General features: G+C 71.0%; 14 protein-coding genes. 10 read left to right on the top strand and 4 right to left on the bottom strand.

What is annotated here, in order from left to right; all coding sequences use genetic code 11:
- Positions 1–13 precede the first annotated feature (13 nt).
- Positions 14–1,954 (bottom strand): acetate--CoA ligase, encoded by a 1,941-nt coding sequence (gene acs / locus ACW172_RS00125; protein ID WP_492033177.1) that lies wholly within the window; start codon positions 1,952–1,954, stop codon positions 14–16.
- Positions 1,955–2,280: 326 nt separating this feature from the next.
- On the opposite strand from acs, the gene ACW172_RS00120 reads away from it, so the two are divergent.
- The 10 genes from ACW172_RS00120 (at position 2,281) to ACW172_RS00075 (ending at position 17,107) form a co-directional block, all read left to right on the top strand.
- Positions 2,281–4,203, top strand: coding sequence for a protein kinase family protein (locus ACW172_RS00120; RefSeq protein ID WP_492033176.1), 1,923 nt, complete (start codon positions 2,281–2,283; stop codon positions 4,201–4,203).
- On the top strand, positions 4,188–5,540 hold the full coding sequence (locus tag ACW172_RS00115; protein WP_492033175.1) for a tetratricopeptide repeat protein: 1,353 nt from the start codon (positions 4,188–4,190) through the stop codon (positions 5,538–5,540). Before ACW172_RS00120 ends, ACW172_RS00115 begins: the two co-directional genes overlap by 16 nt.
- Positions 5,541–5,633: 93 nt before the next feature.
- Positions 5,634–6,164 (top strand): hypothetical protein, encoded by a 531-nt coding sequence (locus tag ACW172_RS00110; RefSeq protein ID WP_492033174.1) that lies wholly within the window; start codon positions 5,634–5,636, stop codon positions 6,162–6,164.
- Positions 6,161–7,711, top strand: a complete 1,551-nt coding sequence (locus ACW172_RS00105) for a hypothetical protein (protein ID WP_492033173.1) — start codon at positions 6,161–6,163, stop codon at positions 7,709–7,711. The genes ACW172_RS00110 and ACW172_RS00105 overlap by 4 nt, the downstream gene beginning before the upstream one ends.
- Positions 7,711–9,240: a hypothetical protein gene (locus ACW172_RS00100; protein WP_492033172.1), complete on the top strand. Its 1,530-nt coding sequence runs from the start codon at positions 7,711–7,713 to the stop codon at positions 9,238–9,240. The genes ACW172_RS00105 and ACW172_RS00100 overlap by 1 nt, the downstream gene beginning before the upstream one ends.
- A complete protein-coding gene (locus ACW172_RS00095; protein WP_492033171.1) occupies positions 9,237–9,881 on the top strand; it encodes a hypothetical protein in 645 nt (214 codons plus the stop codon). Before ACW172_RS00100 ends, ACW172_RS00095 begins: the two co-directional genes overlap by 4 nt.
- Positions 9,878–12,610: a hypothetical protein gene (locus tag ACW172_RS00090; RefSeq protein WP_492033170.1), complete on the top strand. Its 2,733-nt coding sequence runs from the start codon at positions 9,878–9,880 to the stop codon at positions 12,608–12,610. The genes ACW172_RS00095 and ACW172_RS00090 overlap by 4 nt, the downstream gene beginning before the upstream one ends.
- Positions 12,610–15,354, top strand: a complete 2,745-nt coding sequence (locus ACW172_RS00085) for a hypothetical protein (RefSeq protein ID WP_492033169.1) — start codon at positions 12,610–12,612, stop codon at positions 15,352–15,354. The genes ACW172_RS00090 and ACW172_RS00085 overlap by 1 nt, the downstream gene beginning before the upstream one ends.
- Positions 15,354–15,755 (top strand): hypothetical protein, encoded by a 402-nt coding sequence (locus ACW172_RS00080; protein WP_492033168.1) that lies wholly within the window; start codon positions 15,354–15,356, stop codon positions 15,753–15,755. The genes ACW172_RS00085 and ACW172_RS00080 overlap by 1 nt, the downstream gene beginning before the upstream one ends.
- Positions 15,756–15,865: 110 nt before the next feature.
- Positions 15,866–17,107 carry a D-amino acid dehydrogenase gene (locus ACW172_RS00075; RefSeq protein ID WP_492033167.1) on the top strand — a complete coding sequence of 414 codons (1,242 nt, stop codon included), beginning with the start codon at positions 15,866–15,868 and terminating at the stop codon, positions 17,105–17,107.
- On the opposite strand, the gene leuA is transcribed toward ACW172_RS00075, so the two are convergent.
- The 3 genes from leuA to ACW172_RS00060 all read right to left on the bottom strand — a co-directional run bounded on the left by leuA (position 17,104) and on the right by ACW172_RS00060 (position 22,224).
- Positions 17,104–18,813: a 2-isopropylmalate synthase gene (gene leuA, locus ACW172_RS00070; protein WP_492033166.1), complete on the bottom strand. Its 1,710-nt coding sequence runs from the start codon at positions 18,811–18,813 to the stop codon at positions 17,104–17,106. The two genes, ACW172_RS00075 and leuA, sit on opposite strands and share 4 nt — an antisense overlap.
- Before the next feature lie 217 nt (positions 18,814–19,030).
- Positions 19,031–20,383 carry a sigma-54-dependent transcriptional regulator gene (locus tag ACW172_RS00065; protein WP_492033165.1) on the bottom strand — a complete coding sequence of 451 codons (1,353 nt, stop codon included), beginning with the start codon at positions 20,381–20,383 and terminating at the stop codon, positions 19,031–19,033.
- Positions 20,383–22,224 carry an ATP-binding protein gene (locus tag ACW172_RS00060; protein ID WP_492033164.1) on the bottom strand — a complete coding sequence of 614 codons (1,842 nt, stop codon included), beginning with the start codon at positions 22,222–22,224 and terminating at the stop codon, positions 20,383–20,385. Before ACW172_RS00060 ends, ACW172_RS00065 begins: the two co-directional genes overlap by 1 nt.
- Between the last annotated feature and the right edge of the window lie 67 nt (positions 22,225–22,291).

Here is a 22,291-nt window from a genome sequence, read left to right as displayed (position 1 = left end):
TTCAGAACGTCTTTTACCCCACCCTGTTCTTCACCAGATCCTCCACCACGGACGGATCCGCCAGCGTCGACGTATCCCCCAGCGAGCCCAGGTCGTTCTCCGCGATCTTGCGCAGGATCCGCCGCATGATCTTGCCGGAGCGGGTCTTGGGCAGGCCGGGGGCGAACTGGATGGCGTCGGGGGCGGCGATGGGGCCGATTTCGTGGCGGACCCGGGCGATGAGGGCCTTGCGCAGGTCGTCGGAGGGGACGACGCCGGCGTTCAGGGTGACGAAGGCGTAGATGCCCTGGCCCTTGATGCCGTGGGGGAAGCCGACCACGGCGGCCTCGGCGACGTCGTCGTGCAGGACAAGGGCGCTCTCCACCTCGGCGGTGCCCATCCGATGGCCCGAGACGTTGATGACGTCGTCGACCCGGCCGGTGATCCAGTAATAGCCGTCCTCATCCCGGCGGCAGCCGTCGCCGGTGAAATACTTGCCCGGATAGGCGCTGAAATAGGTGTCGAAGAAGCGCTGGTCGTCGCCCCAGACGCCGCGCATCTGGCCCGGCCAGCTGTCGGTGATGACGAGGTTGCCGCTGTTGGGGCCGTCCAGCACCACACCGTCCGCATCGACCAGTTCCAGCTCCACGCCCGGCAGGGGTTTGGTCGCCGAACCGGGCTTGAGGTCGGTGGCGCCGGGCAGGGGGGAGACGAGGATGCCGCCCGTCTCGGTCTGCCACCAGGTGTCGACGATCGGCAGCCGGCCCTCGCCGACGACCTCATGATACCAGCGCCAGGCCTCGGGATTGATCGGCTCGCCCACCGAACCCAGCAGGCGCAGGGACTTGCGGCTATAGCGCTTCACCGGCTCGTCGCCGTCGCGCATCAGGGCGCGCAGGGCGGTCGGCGCAGTGTAGAAGATCTCGACCTTGTGCTTGTCGACCACCGACCAGAAGCGGCCGTTGTCGGGATAGTTGGGCACCCCCTCGAACATCAGGGTCGTGGCGGCGTTGGCCAGCGCGCCATAGACGACGTAGCTGTGGCCCGTGACCCAGCCCACGTCGGCGGTGCACCAGAAGACCTCGCCGGGGCGATAATCGAAGACCAGTTCGTGGGTGTAGCTGGCCCAGAACAGATAGCCGCCGGTGGTGTGCATCACCCCCTTGGGCTTGCCGGTCGAGCCCGAGGTGTAGAGGATGAACAGCGGATCCTCGGCGGCCATCGGCTCGCAGGGACAGTCGTCGCTGACGGTCTTCACCGCCTCCTCGAACCGCACGTCGCGGCCCTCGACGATCGGCACGTCGGCGCCGGTGTGGGCGAAGACCAGCACCTTTTCGACCGACACCTTGGTCAGGGCCTCGTCGACATTGGCCTTGAGCGCGATCCGCTTGCCGGCGCGCAGGCCCTCGTCGGCGGTGATGACCACAGTCGAGCCGCAGTCCTCGATGCGGCCGGCGATGCTGTCGGGGCTGAAGCCGCCGAAGACGACGGAGTGGATGGCCCCGATGCGGGCGCAGGCCAGCATGGCCACGGCGGCGGCCGGGATCATCGGCAGATAGATGGTGACGCGGTCGCCCTTTTTGACGCCGAGATACTTGAGCACATTGGCCATGCGGCAGACCTGCTTGTGCAGCTCCGCATAGGTGATGGCGCCCGAGACCGACGGGTCGTCGCCCTCGAAAAGGATCGCCGTCTGGTCGGCCCGCTCGGCCAGATGCCGGTCGATGCAGTTCCAGGCCACGTTCAGGACGCCGTCGGCGAACCAGTGGATGTGGAAGTCGTCCTTCGCGAACGACACGTCCTTGATCTTCGTCGGCGCGGTGATCCAGTCCAGACGCTTCGCCGCCTCGGCCCAGAAGGCGTCCGGGGTGTCGTGCGCCGCCACCCGCGCCGCCTCATAGCCCGCCCGATCCATATGCGCCTTCGCCGCCCATTCGGCGGGGACGGGATAGAGTTCCTGATCGGTGGTGGTCATGCGCGTCGCCTCTGGTCTTCGTTTCTGCGTGGGCTGCTGGGAGCGGCCCCGGGCGGTTCATCTCCGCCGCCCGCACCGAACAACAGCCGCCGCCTCCGGTCCAGTCCCGAGGTGGCCCGCCGGGACAATAAGGACAACGGCGAGTGTCGCGAATCTGACCCGGTCGGGGCGAGTTTCTTTTGCGGCGGTCTTTCGGCTCGCGCCGGACTTGTTCGGGGGGCGCAACTGACCCTAGAGTGAGCGTCAGGCATGGGGGCGCCAGTAATCACGGACAGGTGCGGGGGCGACGGTTCGCCCGGGTCCGGCCTGTGCGCGGCGGAGCTGTAATGACGTCGGATCGACGCCAGACCGTGCTGAAGAGCGTCGCGGCCGACCGCTCACCCTCCATCGGAGACGTCTGGACGCACGAGAGCGCCGACGAACGCCTGAGACTCTATTGGCCCGCCGGGGTGCTGGTCCGGGCCGGGACCGGAGAGCCGGTGCTGGCCGATGCGGCGTGGGGCGCAGCCTATGAAGCGGGGCGCCGCGCCTTCCTCGCCCAGGCCACGGCTCTGGCCGGCCTGTCGCATCCGAACGTCGGGACCATCCGCACCATTTCCGACCTCGACGACCTGGCGGTGGTCCGGACCACGCCGATGGGCGTCAGCCTGGCCGCGCGGCTGGGCGGGGGCGCGGTGGTGCGGCCGGAGGCGGTGCTGGCCCTGGCCGCCGATCTGGCCGCGGGGCTGGAGGCGATCCATTCGCGCGGACAGCTGCACCTGAACCTCGCGTCCGAAAGCATCGGTGTCGGCACGGGGCGGGCGGTGCTGCACGACCCCTCCGTCGACCGTCGGCCCTTCATTCCGTTGGTGCGCAGGCTCGACGGCCTGTTCCGGCCCGGCCTTTCGCCCTTCGAGGCCCAGGATGCGACCGCGAGCGCGCCTCTGGTCCCGGCCACCGACCTCTATGGCCTGTGCGCCGTCCTCTATCGGGTCATCACCGGCGGGGATGCGCCCGAGTGGTTCGCCTGGACCGACGAGACCCGGCTGACCGGCCGGATGGAGGCCGCCGACTATCCGCCCGCCTTCATCGAGGCCGTGCAGAAGGGGCTGTCGCGGAACGCCGCCGACCGCTTCGCCACGGTCGCCGACTGGCGCGCCGCCGCCGTGTTAGGCGAGCCGCCGCTGGAGGGCCGGATCTGGTTCGATGCGGTCGAGGACCTCAGCGTCCCGCCGACGCCGCCGGACGATCTGGCCCTCGCGCCTCCGCCGGTCGTAGCCGAGCCAGTCGGCGTCCCGGTGGTGGAGACGCTCGGCGCGTTGCGGCCCACGCCGACGCCGGAGCATCTGTCCTACAAGTCCGGGGTCCTGCCGCCGCCGCCGAAGAGCGGGAAGGGGGCGCGCCGCGCGGTGATCGCCACCGCCTCCGTCGCCGGGCTGGTCGCGGCCGTGGCCATCGCGGGCGGCCTGCTCAGCGAGGGGCGCCGTGACGTCGCTCCGGCGCAGGCCGAGGAGGCGGTGGCGCGGCCAACGCCGCCCAGGGCCCCCGACAACTGCGCCTGGGCCTATGGGGAGAATGAGAGCGACCTGACGCTGCGCTGCGGGTCCGGCGAGGGTCAGGTCGTGGATCGCGGGACCCTGAGGCCGACCGATGTCGCCGAGGCCCAGGCGGGGCGGTCGGGCGCCATGGCCCGGCTCGGCGTCTTCTATCTGCGCGACACGCCCGGGCGGGACGAGCAGGCCGGGCTGGAGTGGTTGCGCCGCGCCGCCTCTGCGGGCGAGACCTCGGCCATGCTGGATCTGGCCGACTTCTATGAGGCCTCGGCCGGGGAGGAGGCCCCGTCGCCCGCCGTCCTGCGCCAGAGTCTGGAGTGGTATCGGGCGGTCAATGCGCCGGCGGCGGAGGGATCGAGCGCTCGTATCCCGTCGCCCGACCAGATCCGCCTCGCCGACGAGGGTGTGCTCAGGATCGAGGATCGGCTGACGAAGGCGCGCGACGCCGCCTTCGCCGGCTGCTGGCGCGCGAACGGCCTGGAGGCGCGGCTGAGCATCGACGGCGACCGCTTCGGCTTCGCGGTCGGCGGCGGCGACCCCGCCGTGGGCCAGATCGCCGAGCCGCGCGAGGACGACAGCCTGTCGGTCACGCTCGACGGGCCCAAGCTGATGTCCGGCCAGCGCTATGTCCTGACCCGCGACGGCGACGAACTGGTCGAGCGGCGTCTGGACGTGGCCAATTCGGTGGAGAGGTGGACCGCATGTTCCGCCGACTGATCCCGCTCCTGTCGCTGCTGGCCGCCGCGCCAGGCCTCTCTCACGCCCAGATCGCGGGCGGGCTGAGACTCGAAGGCGTCGAGACCTGCGCCCAGCTGACGACCTTCACGGCCCGCAACCCGGGCTTCGACGCCGGGATGGTCGCCGCCAAGCGCGAGGCCTTGGGCGGGTGCGCCCCGCCGCCGCCGCGGATCACGCCCAGACCGGCGCCGGCTCCTCGACCTGCGCCGACGAGGGCCGCGCCCGCGCCGCGCGTCCGGCCACGCGCGCCGACGCCGCCCATCGCGCGGACCGTGCCGGCCCCGGTTCCAGCGCCGACGCCCGCGCCCGCGCTGGCTCCCGCTCCGGTGCGGCCGCCGCCCGCGCCGCGTCCGGCGCCCTCGACCATCACGCCCCGGCTGAACGCCCCGACCTCGACGCCGAGGCTGAACACCACGGTCAATCCGACGGTGGGGCTGAACACGGCTCCGGTGGACGCGTCCGAGAGCCTGTCCGCCGCCATCCAGGCCCAGGTCCAGCCGCAGGTGTCGACGCCGGTCCACGATCCCGCCCCGCTTCCGGAGCCGGTCGCCCTCCCGGCCGCACCGCCGTCCGCGCCCGCCGGTTGCCGCTGGGCCCAGGTCGCGGAGGCGGTTCTCGAATGTCAGGACGCCTCGGGCTGGCGGACCATCGAGGGCGCGAACATCACCCCCGACACCGTCGACGCCGCCGCGCGCGGCGACGCCCTGGCCATGGCCAACCTCGGCTATTTCAATGAGGTCCAGCCCGCGCCCATCGGCAACCGGGCGGAGGCCATGCGCCTGTATCGCGGGGCGGCCGATCAGGGCGTGGCGGCGGCCCAGTACAATCTGGCGGCCCTGTACGACACCGGCGTTCCGGGTCAGGTCGAGCCCGACCCGACGAACGCCTACCCCCTGTTCCGTCTGGCCGCCGAAGCCGGGATCGTTCCCGCCATGGGGCGGCTGGGCGAATACCTCTATCAGGGCTGGGGCGGCGCCCGGCGCGACGACCACGAGGCCCTGACCTGGCTGGAGCGGGCCGGTGACGCGGGCGATCCGCGCGCCCAGTATTACCTCGCCCTGTTCCATCTGGACGGTCTGGCCGGGCTGAAGCCCGATCCGATGGCGGCCGCGGCCCTGATGCTGAGATCGGCCCAGGCGGGAGATGCGCGGGCCATGTTCCGGACCGGGCAGAACTATGAGCGCGGGCTCGGCGTGGCCCGCGATCTGGGCGAGGCGACGCGGTGGTATTCCCGGGCGGCGGCGGCCGGCGATCCCGACGCCCGCGCGCGTCTGAACCAGCTTGCGGCCCCGGTGATGAGCCCGATTGCGGGGTGATGACCGGATGACGGAAACTGGCCTCTTTTCTGTCTTCTCGTTCACGTGTGTTCGGGCCGGAATCGTATAGGCATGGAGGATCGGGAGCAGCGAATGGCCACAGCCCAGGATGACGGTCTCGATCAGGTCCGACGCGATCTGATCGATCTGGTTTTGCGAGAGGCGGGCGGGCGCGTGGCGGCCGATCCCAAGTCTCCGGTCGCCCAGCTTCTGGCCGGGATCGTGCGGGGCGAGATGGCCGGGGCGGTCGAGGAGCTGCGCCACGGCGGCGCGGTGATCGACAGCGATGCCCTGGCCGAGGCCATCGCCCGGCGTATCGGTGGTGGTTCGCCCGATTTCCGTTCTCATTCCGCGGCTTCGGCCCCGAACCGCGCGCGCGAGATCATCGCGGCCTGCGTCGCCGCCCTGATCGCCGTGGGCATCTTTGTCGGCGGCTATGCGCTGGGTGGGGGACTGACCAAGCCCGAACCCGCGCCGACGACCACGCCGAATGTCCTGGTCGACCCGACGCTCCTGCCGCCGGAGACCGGCCTGGCGCCCCAAACCCAAACTCCGGCCCAGACGCCCGCGACCGGCGCTGCCCCCTCCGGCATGGCGACCCAGCTGCAGGAGAAGGGCCGTTGAGCCAAACGGTGCTGGCGACGGCGGTGCTCGGCCCGGTCGACAGCGGCCGGGGCTACTCCATTCTGGCCCGCTCCTCCGAGCGTCCGGAGGAGGCGGCGGTCGAGGGGATGCTGCGCCACTTCAGCCTGGCCCTGGCCGGCTGGGCCGACCGTCAGCCCGCCGACTGCGTGGTGATGTTCCCGCTGGACCCGTCCGCCTTCGCCGTCGCCCGCGTGGCCTTCCTCGGCGACGCCGACCTCGGCACCGTGGCCATGGCCCATGTGGTCATCGTTCCGATGGCGGCCATGACGGCTCTCGAGTGGCGGCCGCACCGGCTGCTGCCCCATATCCCGGCGCCGACCGCCGACGATGACCTGAGCTTCGCCGACGTCCCGCTGCGGCTCGACCTCGAGGCCCTGTCGCGCGCCGATCCGGGCCCGCGTCTGGCGCCGTTCGGGCTGGAGTGGGCCGATCAGGACATCGCCGTCGGCGCCGCCAGCCCTGAAGCCGTCCTCGCCGGCGCCATCGACGGCATGGATCCGCCCGAGCAGCGCGCGCGCATCACCGGCTGGGCCACCTCGGGCGCCTTCGCCCGTTCGGGCGCCTTTGATCCCGACGAGGCCTTCCGCCTGATCGTGCGGGGCGCCGGGGAGGGCGAGCCGTCCGCCGCCGCCCGCCGCGCCGTGCGCCTGACCAACGGCCAGATCGCCCCGGTGGTCCCGTCGACGACGCCCGCCGCCCCGCCGCCCGCCTGGCGCGTCTGGACCGAGGTCGAGGCCGTGGCCCGCGCCCGCGCCACCCACCGCGACCTCGACTGGTCGCCGCGCTATGCCGACCATGCGCCCGAGGCCGCCGCCGCCATCGCCATTCTGGAGGCCTGCCTAGACCTCGATCCCGTCGGCCGCGCCGCCTTGCTGGCCGCAGTCGCCGACCGCTCCGATGACACGCCCGAGGGGCCGGATCTGCTCAAGGGCTGCGCCATCGCCCTGGGGCGTCTGATGGAGCAGCCGGGCGAGGCCGAGGGCGCCGCCTGGTATCTGAACGACTATGTCGAGGCCAATGCCGACCGGCCCGCCGCCGTGGCCCTGGTCGCCGGCCTCGCCCTGCGCGAAGGCGTCCTGCCGTGGATGTCGGCCCAGTCGCTGGACCTGCTGGCCTTCGCGGGCCTCGCCGACCGGCTGGCGGCCGAGGCGGGTTACCCGCTGGACAGCCTGCCTGCCGCGACGCGCCTGCGCCTGCTCAAGGCCGCGATCCAGCCGGCCGGGGCCGCCGAACGCCGCCGTCTTACGGTGCGGCTGATCGGCCAGTGCCTGCCGGAGCCCGGCGCCTCAAAGCCCTGCGGTCAGGCGGTCGCCGCCCTGCTGGCGCTTCCCGCCGGGCCGGAGGACGCGGCATTGGCGACCCCCGCCGTCTATGATCTGGTCCGGGCCGCCGGCCCCGCAGCCCGGTCCGCCTATGCCGCGCGGGTGCTCTCGCCGGTCCTGAGAAATGAAGTGCAGATGCCGAAGCAGGCCTATGTTTCCGCTCTGAAAACCGCGCTCCACGCCGTGGGCGGAGGAGGGCGCTGATGGCCGACAAGACCTGCCCGATCCACTTCATCTCCTATCCGGAACAGCTGGACGAATGCCCCTATTGCGTCGAGGTGCGGCGCGAGGAGGCGGCCAAGCCACGCCCGCCCGAAGCCCCGGCCTCCGGCGAGGACCAGACGGCGCTGCTGGCCGGGATCGACGCCCTGGCCGAGGCGGCTCCGGCTCCCCTTGCCGTACCGGGTACGGACCTCGTCCTCGTCCCGACCTTCGAACCGGCGCCCGATCCGGAGACCATCATCCTCGGCGCCGCCGTCATCGATGAGGCGCCGCCCGTCGTAGAACCGGCGCCCGACGCCGATCCGCTGAAGCCCGCCGCGCGTCCGGCGCCGCGCCGCCCCGCGCGCGGTCTGGCCGGGGCGCCCGAGCACGACCAGCCGGTCTCCGAGACCCTGCTCAACAGCTGGAAGACCGCCGACCAGAACGTGGTCGTCCTTCTGGGCTTCGCCTCGGCGGGCAAGAGCTGGTTCCTGACCCGGCTGAAGCACAGGCTGTTCCATGACCCGTGGTTCCCCCTGCGGTCCGAGCCCGCCTTCGCCGACCAGGGCGCGCGGGTCAGCCGGTCGAACAACATCTCCTCGCACAGCTTCCTGCCGGTCGCCGGGGCCGAGGGGGCGCACGCCGACGACGTCTTCCACATCATCGACATGCCGGGCGAGCGCTTCGAGGGCGTCGCGGGCATCGACCTGTTCGGCCGCCGCGAGGAACTGCTGGCGCTGCAGGTGTGCAAGTCGGTGATCATCGTCCTGCCCGCCGATGAGGTGCTGCTGGCCGAGCGCGCCGCCGAACGCTACGCCCTGTGGGAGGACGAGGTCCCGGGCAAGAGCCGCGTACCCCGCGCCCAGCAGACGCTGGAGGCCCAGGCTCGCGAACTGGCCAAGTCCAATCCCCAGCTGGAGCGGTTCATCAAGACCCTGGGCCGGCTGCAGGACCTGCTGTCCCTGCTGGAGACCGGCGTCGACGTCGACGAGGTCATCGCCATGGGCCGCGACGGCGTCATCGCCCACGCCGCGACCGCGAAGCGTCCGTCCAAGCCGGTCTTCATCGGCCTGGCCAAGGCCGACGTCATCAAGGACTACATCCGCGAGATCCAGGACGCCTATGCCGACGGCGTGCCCGACAAGCCGGTCAATCTGCTGCACCTGCTGTTCAAGGACGCCGAGGAAGACCTGCTGGCGCTGGAGAAATTCGACGACGATCCCCTGACCACGGTGCGGCGTTTCCGGCGCGGCCTGGTCCAGTGCATGGAGGGCTTCCGCTGGTGCAAGCTGGACTTCGTCACCGCCTTCGCCGAGTCCGAGGACCCGGCGCGGCGCAAGCGCGATCCCCTGCGCGTCGACTACAGCCGGCGCAGCTGGGGCGTGGTCCCCGTGATCCGCTGGATCCAGTGGGCGGGACGGGGACAGCAGCTGTCCAGCCGGGCCGATTGGGCCTTCATCTCCGCCGCCCGCGCCATTCGGCGCTTCCGTGACGACGGCCGCCTGACCCCGGTGAAGAGACGTAGCCTGTGACCGACGCCGTTCCCGCCATGACCCTGACCCAACGCCTGCGTCGCTGGCGCATGGACGGCATCGACATCGTCTTCGGCGAGGCGGACCAGAGGCCGGTCCAGGTGCTGGCCGCCGCCTTCGTGGTGCTCTGGCTGCTCGTCGCGATCTGGCTGACCGGCTTCCCCTCGCCGTGGGGCGGGGAGCGCGGGGCCATGGTCATTCCGGCGGGCGCCGAGAGCGACGAGGCTCTGGGCGCCGCGGCCGAGAATTCGGTCTATCAGTGGGCCGAGTTCCTGCGCGGCGACGGCGAGGCGCCCGAGGGGCTGCCGCCGTTCCCGGCCGGCGCCGGACAGGAGCGGGCCTGGCTGGACCGCCATGTCTGCGGCCCCTTCTCCAAGGCCCAGTCCAACCCGGTCAGCCGCGCCGCTGTGGCCTATCGCATCAGTGAATCCAATGGCCTGTGCAAGGGTTTTGACAAGACGCTTGATCAGGCGCGGCTGGCCCGCAGCTTCGGCGCGGGCGCCGGGGCCGTCCTCGGCGGCCTCATCCTGATCCTTCTGGCGGTCGGGATGACGGTGGGGGTCTATGCCTTCGCCCGGGTCCGCGACGCCTATCGCCGCCTCTATGTCTCGCATCACCGGCCGGATCCCGAGAGCCGATGACGGGCTGGCTGGGGGTCGTCTTTTCCGCCCTGTTCCTGGCGGCCGTCTGGGCGATCTGGCGGGCCTCTGACCGGTCGCGGCCGATGACGCCCTGGCTGGTCGGGATCGGCGTCGCCATCGCCCCGGCCATCGTCTGGGCCAGCCTGATCGACGGCTCGCTGAACGGCCGCTTCGGCGACATGCATCTGTCGCTCAGCCGGCTGACGGTGGATGTGACGCGCGGGTCCCTGAGCATCGGCGGCGGCCCCGACGACGACCTCTTCATCCGCGGCGCCTCGCCATCCGTCGTGACCATCCCGCGCCAGACCCCGGGCACGGGCGCTGTCCTGATGGAGGTCCCCGAGGCTCCCGCGCCCAATCCCGTCGGCGAGACCCTGTCGGTCGCGGCGGTCCGGCACGGCGGAAGCTATGACGTTATCGGCGCGCAGGACTTCGGTCCCGGCATGGCCGTCTGCCTCAAGGGTTGCGAAGCGCCCGGCGCCGTCTGGTATCGCTTCGAGCGCGGTCCCTTCCGCTTCGAACAGGACGGGAAGACGGGACCCGCCCTGCCGCAACGCCGCGCCTTCGGTCTGGCCCCCACGGTGTCGTGGAAGCCGTCGCAGGCCATCCATCCCCTGAACCGCGTCCTGCCGGGCGCGCCCGCCACACACGGCTTCGTCTACCAGACCGGTCAGCTGTTCGGCGGCTGGAAGATCGTCCTGCTCGACCCGAAGGCGCGGCTCGGCAAGGTCGAGGGCGGGCAGGTCACGCCGATCCCGGCGACCAAGCTTGAGCCCATCCCGGTCGATCAGGCCCGCGCCCTGTCGATCTGGGACATCCGCACCTACAACGCCGTCGATCCGGGCGACCCTCTGGGCCGGCTGCAGGAGCGGCGCCAGATCGCTTTGGGCCAGTCCGGCACGGTCCTGACCGCCGCCCTGTCGACCCCGGCTGTGGAGCGGGTGGGGCGCTGCCCCCGGAACGGCTCACCCTCGCCGGTGGCGCCCGACTTCCCCGTGTTGGGCGGCGACCTGTCCAACGCCCTGACCCAGGATCTGCCCTATCCGGAGCCCGCCCATTGCGCCGAGCTGGTCTCGGGGACCTTCCGCCTGACGGACCCGGTGGCGGTGGGCAAGGCGGCGGAGCTGAGGCTGGACCGGCTCGGCGGGCCGTGGATCCTCGGCTGGCTCAGCCTCGCCTGGGCCGTGGTGGTGTTGGCCGTCTGGGGCGAGGAGTGGCGCGCTGAAGCGAGTGGCAGGCGGCGTCTGCAATGGATGCTGTTCGTCGCGCTTCAGGCTCTGCTGGCCATGCGGATGCTGACCGCCTTCGCCGGCCTCGTCGCTGATCCGGAGCTGGCCGGCGGTATCTCCGTCGTGGGAGAGGCGGGCCTCGCCTATGTCGCCATGACCGGGCTCTTCCTGCTCATGGCGCCGCCGACGACGGCGAGCGCGATCCGGTTGGCTCTGGTCTTCGGTTTCATGCTCGCCGTCAGTCTCGCGCTGCATCTGTGGATGGGCGGGCCGTTCTGGAGCCCGACGCCGGGCGGGCTGTCGCTGCTGGCCACGGCCGCCGTTCTGGCTCTCAGCGGCTTTCAGGCCTGGGGCGCGACGGAGCGGGGCGCTGACCTCGTTCAGAATCTCCGGACCCGCGCACAAGCTATTGTTCCTAAACGCCTCAAGGACCGTATCGCCGACTGGCGCATCGTCCTGCCGACGACCGGGATCGTGCGCGGCCTGCTGGGGCTGATGTCGATCAAGGAGCGGCTGCCGGTGCTCGGCTTCGCCGTCAGCGCCCTCTATACGCCGGCCCTGATCCTCGGCTTTTCGGGCCTGATGGCCGAGGGGGCGAAGGCGACCGGGCGTCAGGCGATCCGGCTCGGCATCGCCTTCTGCCTGTCGCTGGGCGTGCTGTTCGTGCTGCTGCCGGTGGGGGTCAAGGACAACGGCTACGCCCTCGTCGGCATCCCGGTCATGGCCATGGCGGCCTGGGGCGTGTGGGAGCGGCGGCGTCACGCGACGAGCAACGAGGCCCGGCTGGCCGCCGCCGCCTGGGCCGCGCCGCTTTGCGGGGCCGTGCTGATGGTCTTCGCGGCGCTGGTGGTCTTCCAGGCGCCCGCCGCCGCCTCGCCCGACGACCTGGCCCGCGCCGCCGTCTCGGCCTCGGACCAGCCCGCCCTCGACATCCTGTCCCGCGCCGGCGCCTACAGCCAGAACCAGCTGCGCCTCTGGGCCTTCGGCTCGCCCGATCAGGTCGAGCGCTACGGCTCGTGGGAGGCCGAGAACCTGCGCGTCTGGTCCCAGCATCTGTCCGACTACACCGCCACCCTGTTCGGCCGGGGCTGGCTGGCGCCGGTCAATCTCAGCGTGCTCAAGCCGGTCCAGCTGAACGACAATGTCTCGACCATCCACATCATGGCTCCCTACGGCCGGTTCGGGGCCGCGGCGCTTCTGCTCTGCCTCGGCGTGCTGGCGGCGGCGGCGGCGCGGGCGACGCGGCCAGACGTGGACGGCGAGCCGGGGCAGGGGCGGATCCTCGGCCTGATGGCGCTGTGGATACTCTTTGGTGTCGGCGCCTATGTGGTGCTGGCCAATCTGCAGCTGGCGCCCTTCACCGGCCGCAACGTCTATCTGCTGGCCGCCGCCTCCGACAGCGACCTGCTGGAGGGGATGACCCTGTTCCTGATGGCCTGGTTCGGCCTGACGGCGGTGTCTCGCCAGCCTGAAGACACTTCGACGCCGGGGGCCGTCTGATGGCCCGTGGCAAGTCACTGATCGCCGCCGCGAAGAAGAAGGCCGCCGCCGCCGAGGCCCTCGCTGTGAAGGCCGCCGCGGCCTCGCCGCAGTCCGAACCGGAGCAGACACCGCCGCCGGAAGCCCCGCGCGGCCCGTCGATCCCGCGTGTGTCCCTGCCGTCCTCGCGGATCGCGCCCGGCTGGTTCGTCGGCTTCGTCTTCGTCCTGCTGATCGTCGGCGCGCCGTGGATCCGTGAGCTGATGGGCCATCCACGCTCGGACATCCACGCCGTGCGTCAGGCCGACGCCTACAACGCCCTGATCAATGATCTGGTGCTCAAGCGCGGCTGGCTGGAGATCAGACAGCGCCCCGACGGCGAGGTTCGTATCCAGCCCTCCGCCCTGGCCCCGAGCGACGCCGAGGGCTGGAAGGCCTTCGTGCGCAGCTCCTATCTGCGCGTCGACATGACCGAGCCCGGCCGCTGGCTGTTCGACGACGATCTGGGGCGCGGCGCACGCCTGACCGAGATCGATCCGACGGCGCATCAGGTGCTCGGCCCCTATGCCGGGACGCTGCAGTGGCGCGGCGACATCCAGTTCCGCACCGGCTCCTCGGGCGGGGCGTCGCTGCGGCGTGTGGGCGAGACCCGGGCCTTCCTGTTCCGCCCGGCGCGCGGCGCTTCCGAAGGCGGGCTGACGACGGCGACCCTGACCCTGTTCAAGCCGGAAGAGGGGGAGGGGCAGTCGCTCTGGCCGCGCCGCTACCGCTTCGTCGACGAGAAGGAGGTCGCCGACGTCATCGCCCTCGACAACCAGAACGCCCTGGTCCGCGTCATCGGTGGCTCGCCGGTGACCGTCACCGTCGCCGGGGTAGAGGCCTCGGCCGGTCCCGGGGAAGTCCAGTATCTGCGCCTGCCCGCCGACCGCGATCTGGTCTTCACCCGGGGCGAGCGGGCCGAGCGGTTCGTCTATGAGGTCGCGGCCCCGACCGTGTCCCGCTTCGAGGCGGTCAGCGGCCAGAGGCTGCGCGCGCCGGGGCTGGAGAGCTTCGCCCGCTCGCTGGAGCCCGCCGTGACCCGCCGCGACGACCGGCCGATCGTCGTCACCCTCGACCAGCGGCTCCAGTCCGAGGCCGAGAGCCAGCTCCACGCCGTCGTCGACCAGCTGCCGTCAACGCCCGCTTTCCGCTCGGCCGTGACCATGATGGACGGCATGACCGGAGAAGTGCTGGCCATCGCCAGCCTGCCGACCCCGCCGTCCGACACGACCGGCGACCGGGCCGACGACACGCGCGGTCGTCACCGCTTCACCACCTCCAACCACAATTTCGATCTGATGCCCGTGGGCTCGGTGGCCAAGGCGCCGCTGTCCATGGCCATCCTCCAGACCTTCCCGGCCCTGGCGACGCTGGAGGTGCGGCCCGGCGCGCCCGGCTTCCGTGAGCTGCTGGGCGTCGATCTCGGCACCCGCCGCGCCGACGGCATGGCCTTCTCCGACACCGTCTCCGGTCCCGCCTGGATGAACTTCACCCGCTTCCTCGAGGCCTCCAGCAACAAATACGCGGCGGCCTTGATGCTGATGTCGCTCAGTGACGATCCGACGAAGCCGGACCAGAGCCTGCCGCCCGCCACGACCGACTGCTACCGCCTGAACGGCGCCCAATTCTGCCAGCTTCCGGTGACGCCGATCCTGTCAGGCCAGCCGCGCGGGGAGTTCGGGATCGTCCCCGACATGGCCCAGCAGCGCGCCGTGCCCTGGGCGCTGGAGCTGACCCGACTGTTCGGCGTCCAGGCCGAGTTCGACCGCGAGACCCCGCGCCGTGACACCTCCGTCTGGCAGGCCAAGGCGGGCGGGGTGAACCTCGACAGTCCCGCGCTTCAGGCGCTGGGGCTGGAGCGGGAATCGCTCGGCCTCAACGTCATCCATGACCTCAAGGGCGACTATCTGATGAGCGCGCTGGGCGGCGGACGGTCGCGCTGGTCGACGCTGCGTCTGGCCGAGGTCTTCTCGCGCATGGTGCTGCGCCGCCAGGTCGAGGCGCGCTTCCTGATCGACGCCGAACGCCCGCCGTTGCAGCCGCTGATGATCCGCGACGAGGCCTGGAAGCCGATGATGACCGGCCTGCGCGCCGTCGTCGGCCCGGGCGGCACCGGACGCGAGATCACCCTGCCGACCGCGCCCGAGGGGCAGGAGTACCGGATATTCGCCAAGACCGGCACGCCCAATGTCGACCGGCAGCAGGCGCTCAATCCCGTCGATCTGGCGATGATGGCGCTGGCCGCCTACGACTGCGGCCTCAAGTGGGATACGCGCGAGCGTCAGCTGACCCTGGCCGACCAGTCGGGCACGACGTCCGGCCTCCGCCGCGCCCATGAGCGCGTCAAGCCGATCTGCCGCACGGTCATCGACGGTGTCGGCGTCGCCGCCCTGACCCAGGCCTTCCAACGCATCGACCGGATGGGCGCGGGCGGCTCGGCCCCCTCGGCGCTGCAGGTCGATCGCGACACCGGCCGGGTGCTGGGCGTCTCGCCCGACGCGGGCTTCGATGCGGAGAAGGGCCACGCCATCGCCCTGGTCATCGCGCGCTATGAGGTCGGCGCCCCCGACGACCGGCCGCTGCGCGCCCTGACCGTGGCCATCAATGTCCAGCAACGCAGCGACGCCATCCACAATCCGGCCACCAAGGTCGCGGCCCTGCTCGTCCAGGACCGCGCCGTGCTTGACTGGCTGGCGCAGGATTCTCCGAACCGGGTGATCGGTTGATGGCCCGCAAGTCCGTCATCGCCGCGGCCCGTCCGAAGACCGGTTCCACCCTGTGGCGCGTCCCGGCGATCATCGCCGTGCTGGCCCTGCTGCTGATCGTCATGGGCCGTTGTGCGGGCCGGACGGTGGACCTGCAGGACCGGAAGCAGGGCGCGGCCGTCACGGTAGACGCCACTGGCATCCAGACCTGGGCCCAGTTCTTCGCCTGCTACCCGCTGCCCGACGCCTATGTGAAGGTCGCGGTCATGCGTCAGTATGCCTCCGGGGAAGACGCCGGCCGCCCGCCGAGCCGCGTCCGCATCCCCCTGGAGGCCGACGGGAAGGCGATTTCGGCGTCCGAGGCCGGCTGGCTGACGGCCCTGCGGACGGAGACCGTCGTCTGCCCGGTAACGCCGAAATAGGGGAGGGGCTCGCCAAGCCGCCTTGGCTTCTCCAGACTGCACCCGATTCCGCGACCCCGCGTTAAGAAGGGTCGAATGTTCCCTCTGGAGGGTCTGTCTTGAAGTGTATCGTGCTCGGAGCCGGCGTCATCGGGGTGACGACGGCCTGGTATCTCGCCAAGCAGGGCCATGAGGTCACGGTCATCGAGCGCCAGCCGGGACCCGCTCTGGAGACCAGTTTCGCCAACGCCGGTCAGGTCTCTCCCGGCTATTCCTCGCCCTGGGCCGCGCCCTCGATCCCGAGGAAGGCGCCGCGCTGGCTGATGATGAAGCACGCGCCCCTGATCCTGCGTCCTGCCGTCAACTGGGACATGATCACCTGGGGCGTGGCCATGCTGCGCAACTGCACCTCGACCCGCTATGCCCTGAACAAGGAGCGGATGGTCCGTCTGGCCGAATACAGCCGCGATCAGCTCGACGCCCTGCGCGGCGAGACCGGCATCACCTACGACGGCCGCCAGCAGGGCACGCTGCAGCTCTTCCGCACCGACAAACAGCTCCATGACGTGGACAAGGACGTGAAGGTGCTCAAGGCCGAGGGGGTGCCGTGTGAGGTGCTTGACCCCGCCGGCTGTATCGCCGCCGAACCGGGTCTGGCCCGCTCCGACGTGCCCTTCGTCGGCGGCCTGCGCCTGCCGCATGACGAGACCGGCGACTGCAACCTGTTCACCGTCCGTCTGGCCGAGATGGCGGCGGAGGCGGGGGTCATCTTCCGCTTCAACGAGACGGTCAGGCGCGTGAATGTGGACGCCGGGCGGATCACGTCGGTCACGACGGATCAGGGCGACCTCAGCGCCGACGTCTATGTGCTGGCGCTCGGCAGCTATTCGACCGCCATCGCCCGGTCGATCGACCTGCGCCTGCCGGTCTATCCGGTGAAGGGCTATTCCATCACCATGCCGATCATCGATGAGGCCGGCGCCCCGGTCTCGACCGTCATGGACGAGAGCTACAAGGTCGCCATCACCCGCCTCGGCGACCGCATCCGGGTGGGCGGCATGGCCGAACTGTCGGGCTTCAGCCACGACCTGCCGCCGCCGCGCGAGCGCACGCTGAAGCATTCGGTGTCCAGCCTCTTCCCCGGGGCGGGCGACCTCGACGCCGCCCGCTTCTGGACCGGCCTGCGTCCGATGACGCCGGACGGCACCCCGGTGGTCGGGCCGACGCGCATTGCGAACCTGCACATCAACACCGGCCACGGCACCCTGGGCTGGACCATGGCCTGTGGCTCGGCGCGGGTGCTGGCGGACCAGATCAGCGGCAGGAAGGCCGAGATCGAGACCGCCGACCTGGCGCTTTCGCGCTACGCCTAGGCGGTCGCGGGCTCGGGCGCCTTCGCGCGCGCCTGGGCCGCCGCCCGGGCGCTGGTCGCCGCCGACAGCAGGGCCTTGACCGAGGCCGTGGCCACGTCGGCGTCGATGCCCACGCCGAACCAGGTCGCCCCGTCCGCGCCCTTGCACTCGACATAGGCCGCCGCCTGCACGTCGGAGCCATGCCCGATGGCGTGCTCCTGATAGTCGGCGATCTCCAGATCGATGCCGACGCCTTCGCGCAGCCCGTCCAGCACGCTGGACATCAGGCCGTTGCCGCGCCCGCTGACGGTGTGCTCCTGACCGTCCAGGCTGATGCGGCCGACGAAGTGACGCGACCCGCCGGTCACGGCGCCCTCCTGATAGTCGATCAGCCGCAGCGGCTGCGGACTGTTCAGATGATAGGCGGTCTGGAAGGCGCTCCAGATGTCGGCGGCGTTCAGCTCTCGGCTGGTCTGGTCGGCCATCTCCTGCACGTGACGGCTGAAGTCGGCCTGAAGGCGCTTGGGCAGCTTCAGCCCCTTGTCCTGTTCCAGGATCCAGGCGACCCCGCCCTTGCCCGACTGGGAGTTGACCCGGATCACCGCCTCATAGGAACAGCCGATGTCGGCCGGGTCGATGGGCAGATAGGGGACGTCCCACATCTGGTCGTTGCGCGTCTGTTGAGCCGCGAAGCCCTTCTTGATCGCGTCCTGATGGCTGCCCGAGAAGGCGGTGAAGACCAGTTCGCCCGCATAGGGATGGCGCGGATGGACCGGGATCTGGTTGCAGTATTCGACGGTCTGCACCACCTCGCCGATGTCCGAGAAGTCCAGCTCCGGATCGACGCCCTGGGTGTACATGTTCAGCGCCAGGGTCACGAGATCGACGTTGCCGGTCCGCTCGCCATTGCCGAACAGACAGCCCTCGACCCGGTCGGCGCCGGCCATGATCGACAGCTCCGCCGCCGCCACGCCCGTGCCCCGGTCGTTGTGCGGGTGGACCGAGATGATCACGCTGTCGCGGCGCGAGATGTTGCGGCCGAACCATTCGATCTGGTCGGCATAGACGTTGGGCGAGGCCGCCTCGACCGTCGCCGGCAGGTTCAGGATCAGCGGCCGCTCGGGCGTCGGCTGCAGGATGTCCATCACCGCCTCGCAGCACTCGACGGAGAAATCCAGCTCGGCGGTGGAGAAGGTCTCGGGGCTGTATTCGAAGCGCCAGTCGGTGTTCGGACGCGCCGCCGCCTGATCGCGCAACAGCTTGGCGGCCGTCACCGCGATCTCGCGGATCTCGGGCCGCTCCAGACCGAAGACGATACGCCGCCAGGCGGGGGAGACGGCGTTGTAGACGTGGACGACGGCCTGTTTGGCCCCGTCCAGACTGTCGAAGGTCTTCGCGATCAGGTCGGCGCGCGCCTGGGTCAGGACCTGGGGCATGACGTCGTCGGGAATGGCACCGCGATCGACCAGGGAGCGGATGAAGTCGAACTCGGTGGCGCCCGCGGAGGGGAAGCCTACCTCGATCTCCTTGATGCCGATCTTCACCAGCAGGTCGAAGAAGCGCTGCTTCTTCTCGGCGTTCATCGGGTCGATCAGGGCCTGGTTGCCGTCGCGCATGTCGGTCGACAGCCAGCGCGGGGCCTTGGTGATCGTCTTCGAGGGCCAGGTGCGATCGGGAATGTCGACCTGGGGGAAGGGGCGGTATTTTACGGACGGATCGCGCAGCATCAGGGCGCGTCTCCTCATATTGGAAGTGGTCTGGACAGGTTACGGCGCGGGTAAAGCCGCCGGGCGCAGATCAGGCGCGGCGGCTGCCGATAAGTCGCGCGTCAAGCCGAAGCGGCAGGCGGCGAAATTGCGTCGAGTGACAGACCATTCGGCGTCTATAGCGAAGAATCATCGCCTTGGCTTGTGCCTTGGGTGAAAAAATGCGTGCCGAGCGGAATTATCCTTCGCGCCGCCGTCGGAAATCCGCCGGTTTCAGCCCGTGTTTCTGCAGCTTGTCGTACAGGGTCTTCCGCGGCAGGCGCAGGGCCTCGGTGACGGCGGTGACGTCGCCGTCGCAGCGTTCCAGGGTCTCGCGGATCAGTTCGGCCTCATAGCGGGCGACGCGTTCGGTCAGGCCGCCGGCCTCCTCCTCGACCACCCCGACCCCGCCCGGATCGGTCAGGCCCGCCGCCACCCGTTCGGCGAAATGGACCAGCTCGCGGACATTGCCCGGCCAGTCGTGCTCCAGCAGATGCCGCCGCACCGACGCCGTCAGACCGGGCGCGGACCGGTCCTCGCGCGCCGCCGCCCGCCGCAGGAAGTGGGCGAACAACAGGGGCATGTCCTCGCGCCGCTCGCGCAGGGGCGCGACCCTCAGCTTCACGACGTTCAGCCGGTAGTAGAGGTCCTCGCGGAAGGCGCCGGCCCGGATGGCGTCTTCCAGATCGATCTTGGACGAGGCGAGGATACGCAGGTCGAGCGTCTTCGCCGGGCCGCCGATCGGCTGCACCTCCCGCTCCTCGATGACCCGCAGCAGCTTGACCTGTACGGCCATGGGCATGCTCTCGATCTCGTCGAGGAACAGGGTGCCGCGGTGGCTCTGCTCGATATGGCCGATGCGCCGTCGGGTTGCGCCGGGGAAGGCGCCGGGCTCATGGCCGAACAGTTCGCTCTCGATCAGACCCTCGGGCAGGGCGCCGCAGTTGACCGCCACGAACGGATGGATGCGCCGCCGTCCGCCGTTGTGCAGGGCCCGGGCGACGACCTCCTTGCCGACCCCGGTCTCGCCCTCGATCAGGACATCCAGCCGAGCGTCGGCCAACTGGGCGATGGTGGCCCTGAGGCGGGCCATGGTCTCGCTGGCGCCCAGCAGGGGCAGTTCCAGCCCCGCGTCGCTCTGGGCCGCCGCCAGCCGCCGGTTGTCCAGCACCAGCGCTCGCTTCTCCAGCGCCCGGTTCAGACTGTCCAGCAGCCGCTCGAAGGCGAAGGGCTTGGCCACGAAATCATAGGCACCGTGCCTCAGGGCCTCGACCGCATCGGCGATGTCGCCATGGCCGGTGATCATCAGCACGGGCAGGCCCTCGTCGATCGCCTGTAGCCGCGCCAGCAACTGGCGGCCGTCCAGACCGGGCATCCGCAGGTCGCTGACCACCACGCCCGCGAAACCCGCGTCCACGGCCTTCAGCGCGGCCTCGGCGGAGGGGTAGGCCGAGACCTCGAACCCCTCCAGCGCCAGCCGTTCGGACAGGGCCTCGCGGAAGTCGTCGTCGTCGTCAATCAGGGCGACGGCCCTGGGCTGGGCGAAATCCATCAGGCGGCCTTCAACGAAATCACGAACACCGCCCCGGCGTCAGAGGCGCGCGTGTTCAACTCGCCCCCGAAGCTGGCGACGATGTCGCGGCAGATGACGAGGCCGAGGCCCAGCCCGGTCGCCTTTGTGGTCACGAAGGGGGTGAACAGGGCGCCGGCGATCTCGTCTGACAGCCCCGGGCCGTTGTCGGCGATGACGATCTCCACGCCGGTTCCGGCGGTCGCCACCGACAGGCTCAGCCGGGGCTCGGCGGCGCCGGCCTCGTCCAGGGCCTCGACCGCGTTCTGGACGAGGTTCAGGATCACCTGCTCCAGCCGCACCCGGTCGGCCAGCACCTTCAGCGACGGCGCCTTGATCCGGCTCACCGCGATCCGGCTGGCGCGCAGCCGCCCGGTCAGCAGCACCAGCGCCCCGTCGATGGCCTCGTCCGGACTGACCGCCGAGGGGCGCGAGGTTGTCTTCCTCGAGAAGGCGCGCAGTTCGTCGGTGATCGATCCGATCCGGGCCGTCAGCTCGGCGATGCGGTTGGCGGTGCGCGTCACCCCCTCGCCGTCGTCGCGCTTCAGATAGGCCAGCACCGTCTCGGCGCTGGTGCGGATGGCCGCGACCGGCTGGTTGATCTCATGCGCCACCCCGGCGGCGATCTGGCCCAGCGTCGCCAGCTTGTTGGCCTGGACCAGTTCCTCGCGCAGCATCTCGCGGCCGGCCTCGGCGGCGCGGCGTTCGTCGATCTGGCGGTTCAGCTCGTCATTGGCGGCGCGCAGCTCGACGGTGCGCTCGTCGATACGGCGCTCCAGATCGGCGCGGGCGGCCTCCTCGGCGCGCATCTGGGCCTCGGCCAGCTGACGGCGGCGCAGCAGGATGCCGACGGCCCCCATCATCAGGGTGACGGCCAGCAGGGCCACGGCCCGGGCGTTCGAAACCGCCACCAGAATGGCTGTGCCCGCCGGCGACAGCAGATGCAGGGTCCAGCCGGGCGTCGCCGTATCCGCCGAGGCCGCCATCCAGCTTTCCGGCGGCCCGTCCACGGCGGCGCTGACAAGGGCCGGTCGGTTCGCCGGGGTGCGGAAGGGCAGGGGAGCCAGCGCGTCGTGACCCAGGGTCTGGCCGGTCAGGACCTGCCGCCTCTGGGCGTCGCTCATCGGGGCGACCGTGCGGAAGCGCCAGTCGGGCACGCTGGTGATCAGGATCACGCCCGAGGGATCGGCGACATAGGCCGGCTCGCCCGAGCCGCGCCAGTCGGCCTCCAGCGCATCGAACTCGACCTTCACCACGGCGACCCCGACGACGCGTCCGTCCGCATCGGCCATGCGGCGCGCCAGATAGAGGCCGGGGCGTCCGCTGACGGTGCCGAGCGCGAAGAACTCGGCGTCGCCGGTCTGCATGGCGCGGGTGAAATAGGGGCGGAAGCTGTAGTCCTCGCCGACGAAGCTGGTCGGCAGCCGCCAGTTGCTGGCCGCCCGCGCCACGCCCCTGGCGTCCAGCAGATAGATGACCGCCGCCCGGGTCTGGCCCGCCAGCCGCTCCAGCTTGCGGTCGACCTGATCGGTGCGGGCGGGGCCGGGCTGGGTCAGGAGGGCGATCGCCTCCGGGTCCTGCGCCAGCACCAGCGGCAGGGACCGGTGCTTCTCCAGCTCGCTCCTCAGCACCGCCGCGTGCAGGGCCGCGCCCGCCTGGGCCTGCCGCGCCAGATCCCCCTCGGCCTGCCTTCGGGCCAGTTCGCCCGCAACCACGGCGGCGCCCACGGCGAGGATCAGCCAGACCACGGCCAGTCCGATCCACGGCCGCGCCGTGGGTCGAAGGACCGTCGATAATCGGCTCTGCAAGTCGGTGAAGGCCATGCCTCAGTGTGCGATTATCCGCACGTTTTGCCTAGATGCTGTGGCGGATTTTCGCATTCAGAGGCCG

It is taken from the genome of Brevundimonas sp. ALps5 (genome assembly GCF_058681645.1).
This window is presented reverse-complemented; position numbering and strand designations above follow the sequence as displayed.

What these genes read in the sequence shown, in the direction of transcription:
- acs (WP_492033177.1), bottom strand. Translation starts at nt 1,954, where the DNA reads ATGACCACCACCGATCAGGAACTCTATCCCGTCCCCGCCGAATGGGCG.
- ACW172_RS00120 (WP_492033176.1), top strand. Translation starts at nt 2,281, where the DNA reads ATGACGTCGGATCGACGCCAGACCGTGCTGAAGAGCGTCGCGGCCGAC.
- ACW172_RS00115 (WP_492033175.1), top strand. Translation starts at nt 4,188, where the DNA reads ATGTTCCGCCGACTGATCCCGCTCCTGTCGCTGCTGGCCGCCGCGCCA.
- ACW172_RS00110 (WP_492033174.1), top strand. Translation starts at nt 5,634, where the DNA reads ATGGCCACAGCCCAGGATGACGGTCTCGATCAGGTCCGACGCGATCTG.
- ACW172_RS00100 (WP_492033172.1), top strand. Translation starts at nt 7,711, where the DNA reads ATGGCCGACAAGACCTGCCCGATCCACTTCATCTCCTATCCGGAACAG.
- ACW172_RS00090 (WP_492033170.1), top strand. Translation starts at nt 9,878, where the DNA reads ATGACGGGCTGGCTGGGGGTCGTCTTTTCCGCCCTGTTCCTGGCGGCC.
- ACW172_RS00085 (WP_492033169.1), top strand. Translation starts at nt 12,610, where the DNA reads ATGGCCCGTGGCAAGTCACTGATCGCCGCCGCGAAGAAGAAGGCCGCC.
- ACW172_RS00080 (WP_492033168.1), top strand. Translation starts at nt 15,354, where the DNA reads ATGGCCCGCAAGTCCGTCATCGCCGCGGCCCGTCCGAAGACCGGTTCC.
- leuA (WP_492033166.1), bottom strand. Translation starts at nt 18,813, where the DNA reads ATGCTGCGCGATCCGTCCGTAAAATACCGCCCCTTCCCCCAGGTCGAC.
- ACW172_RS00065 (WP_492033165.1), bottom strand. Translation starts at nt 20,383, where the DNA reads ATGGATTTCGCCCAGCCCAGGGCCGTCGCCCTGATTGACGACGACGAC.
- ACW172_RS00060 (WP_492033164.1), bottom strand. Translation starts at nt 22,224, where the DNA reads ATGGCCTTCACCGACTTGCAGAGCCGATTATCGACGGTCCTTCGACCC.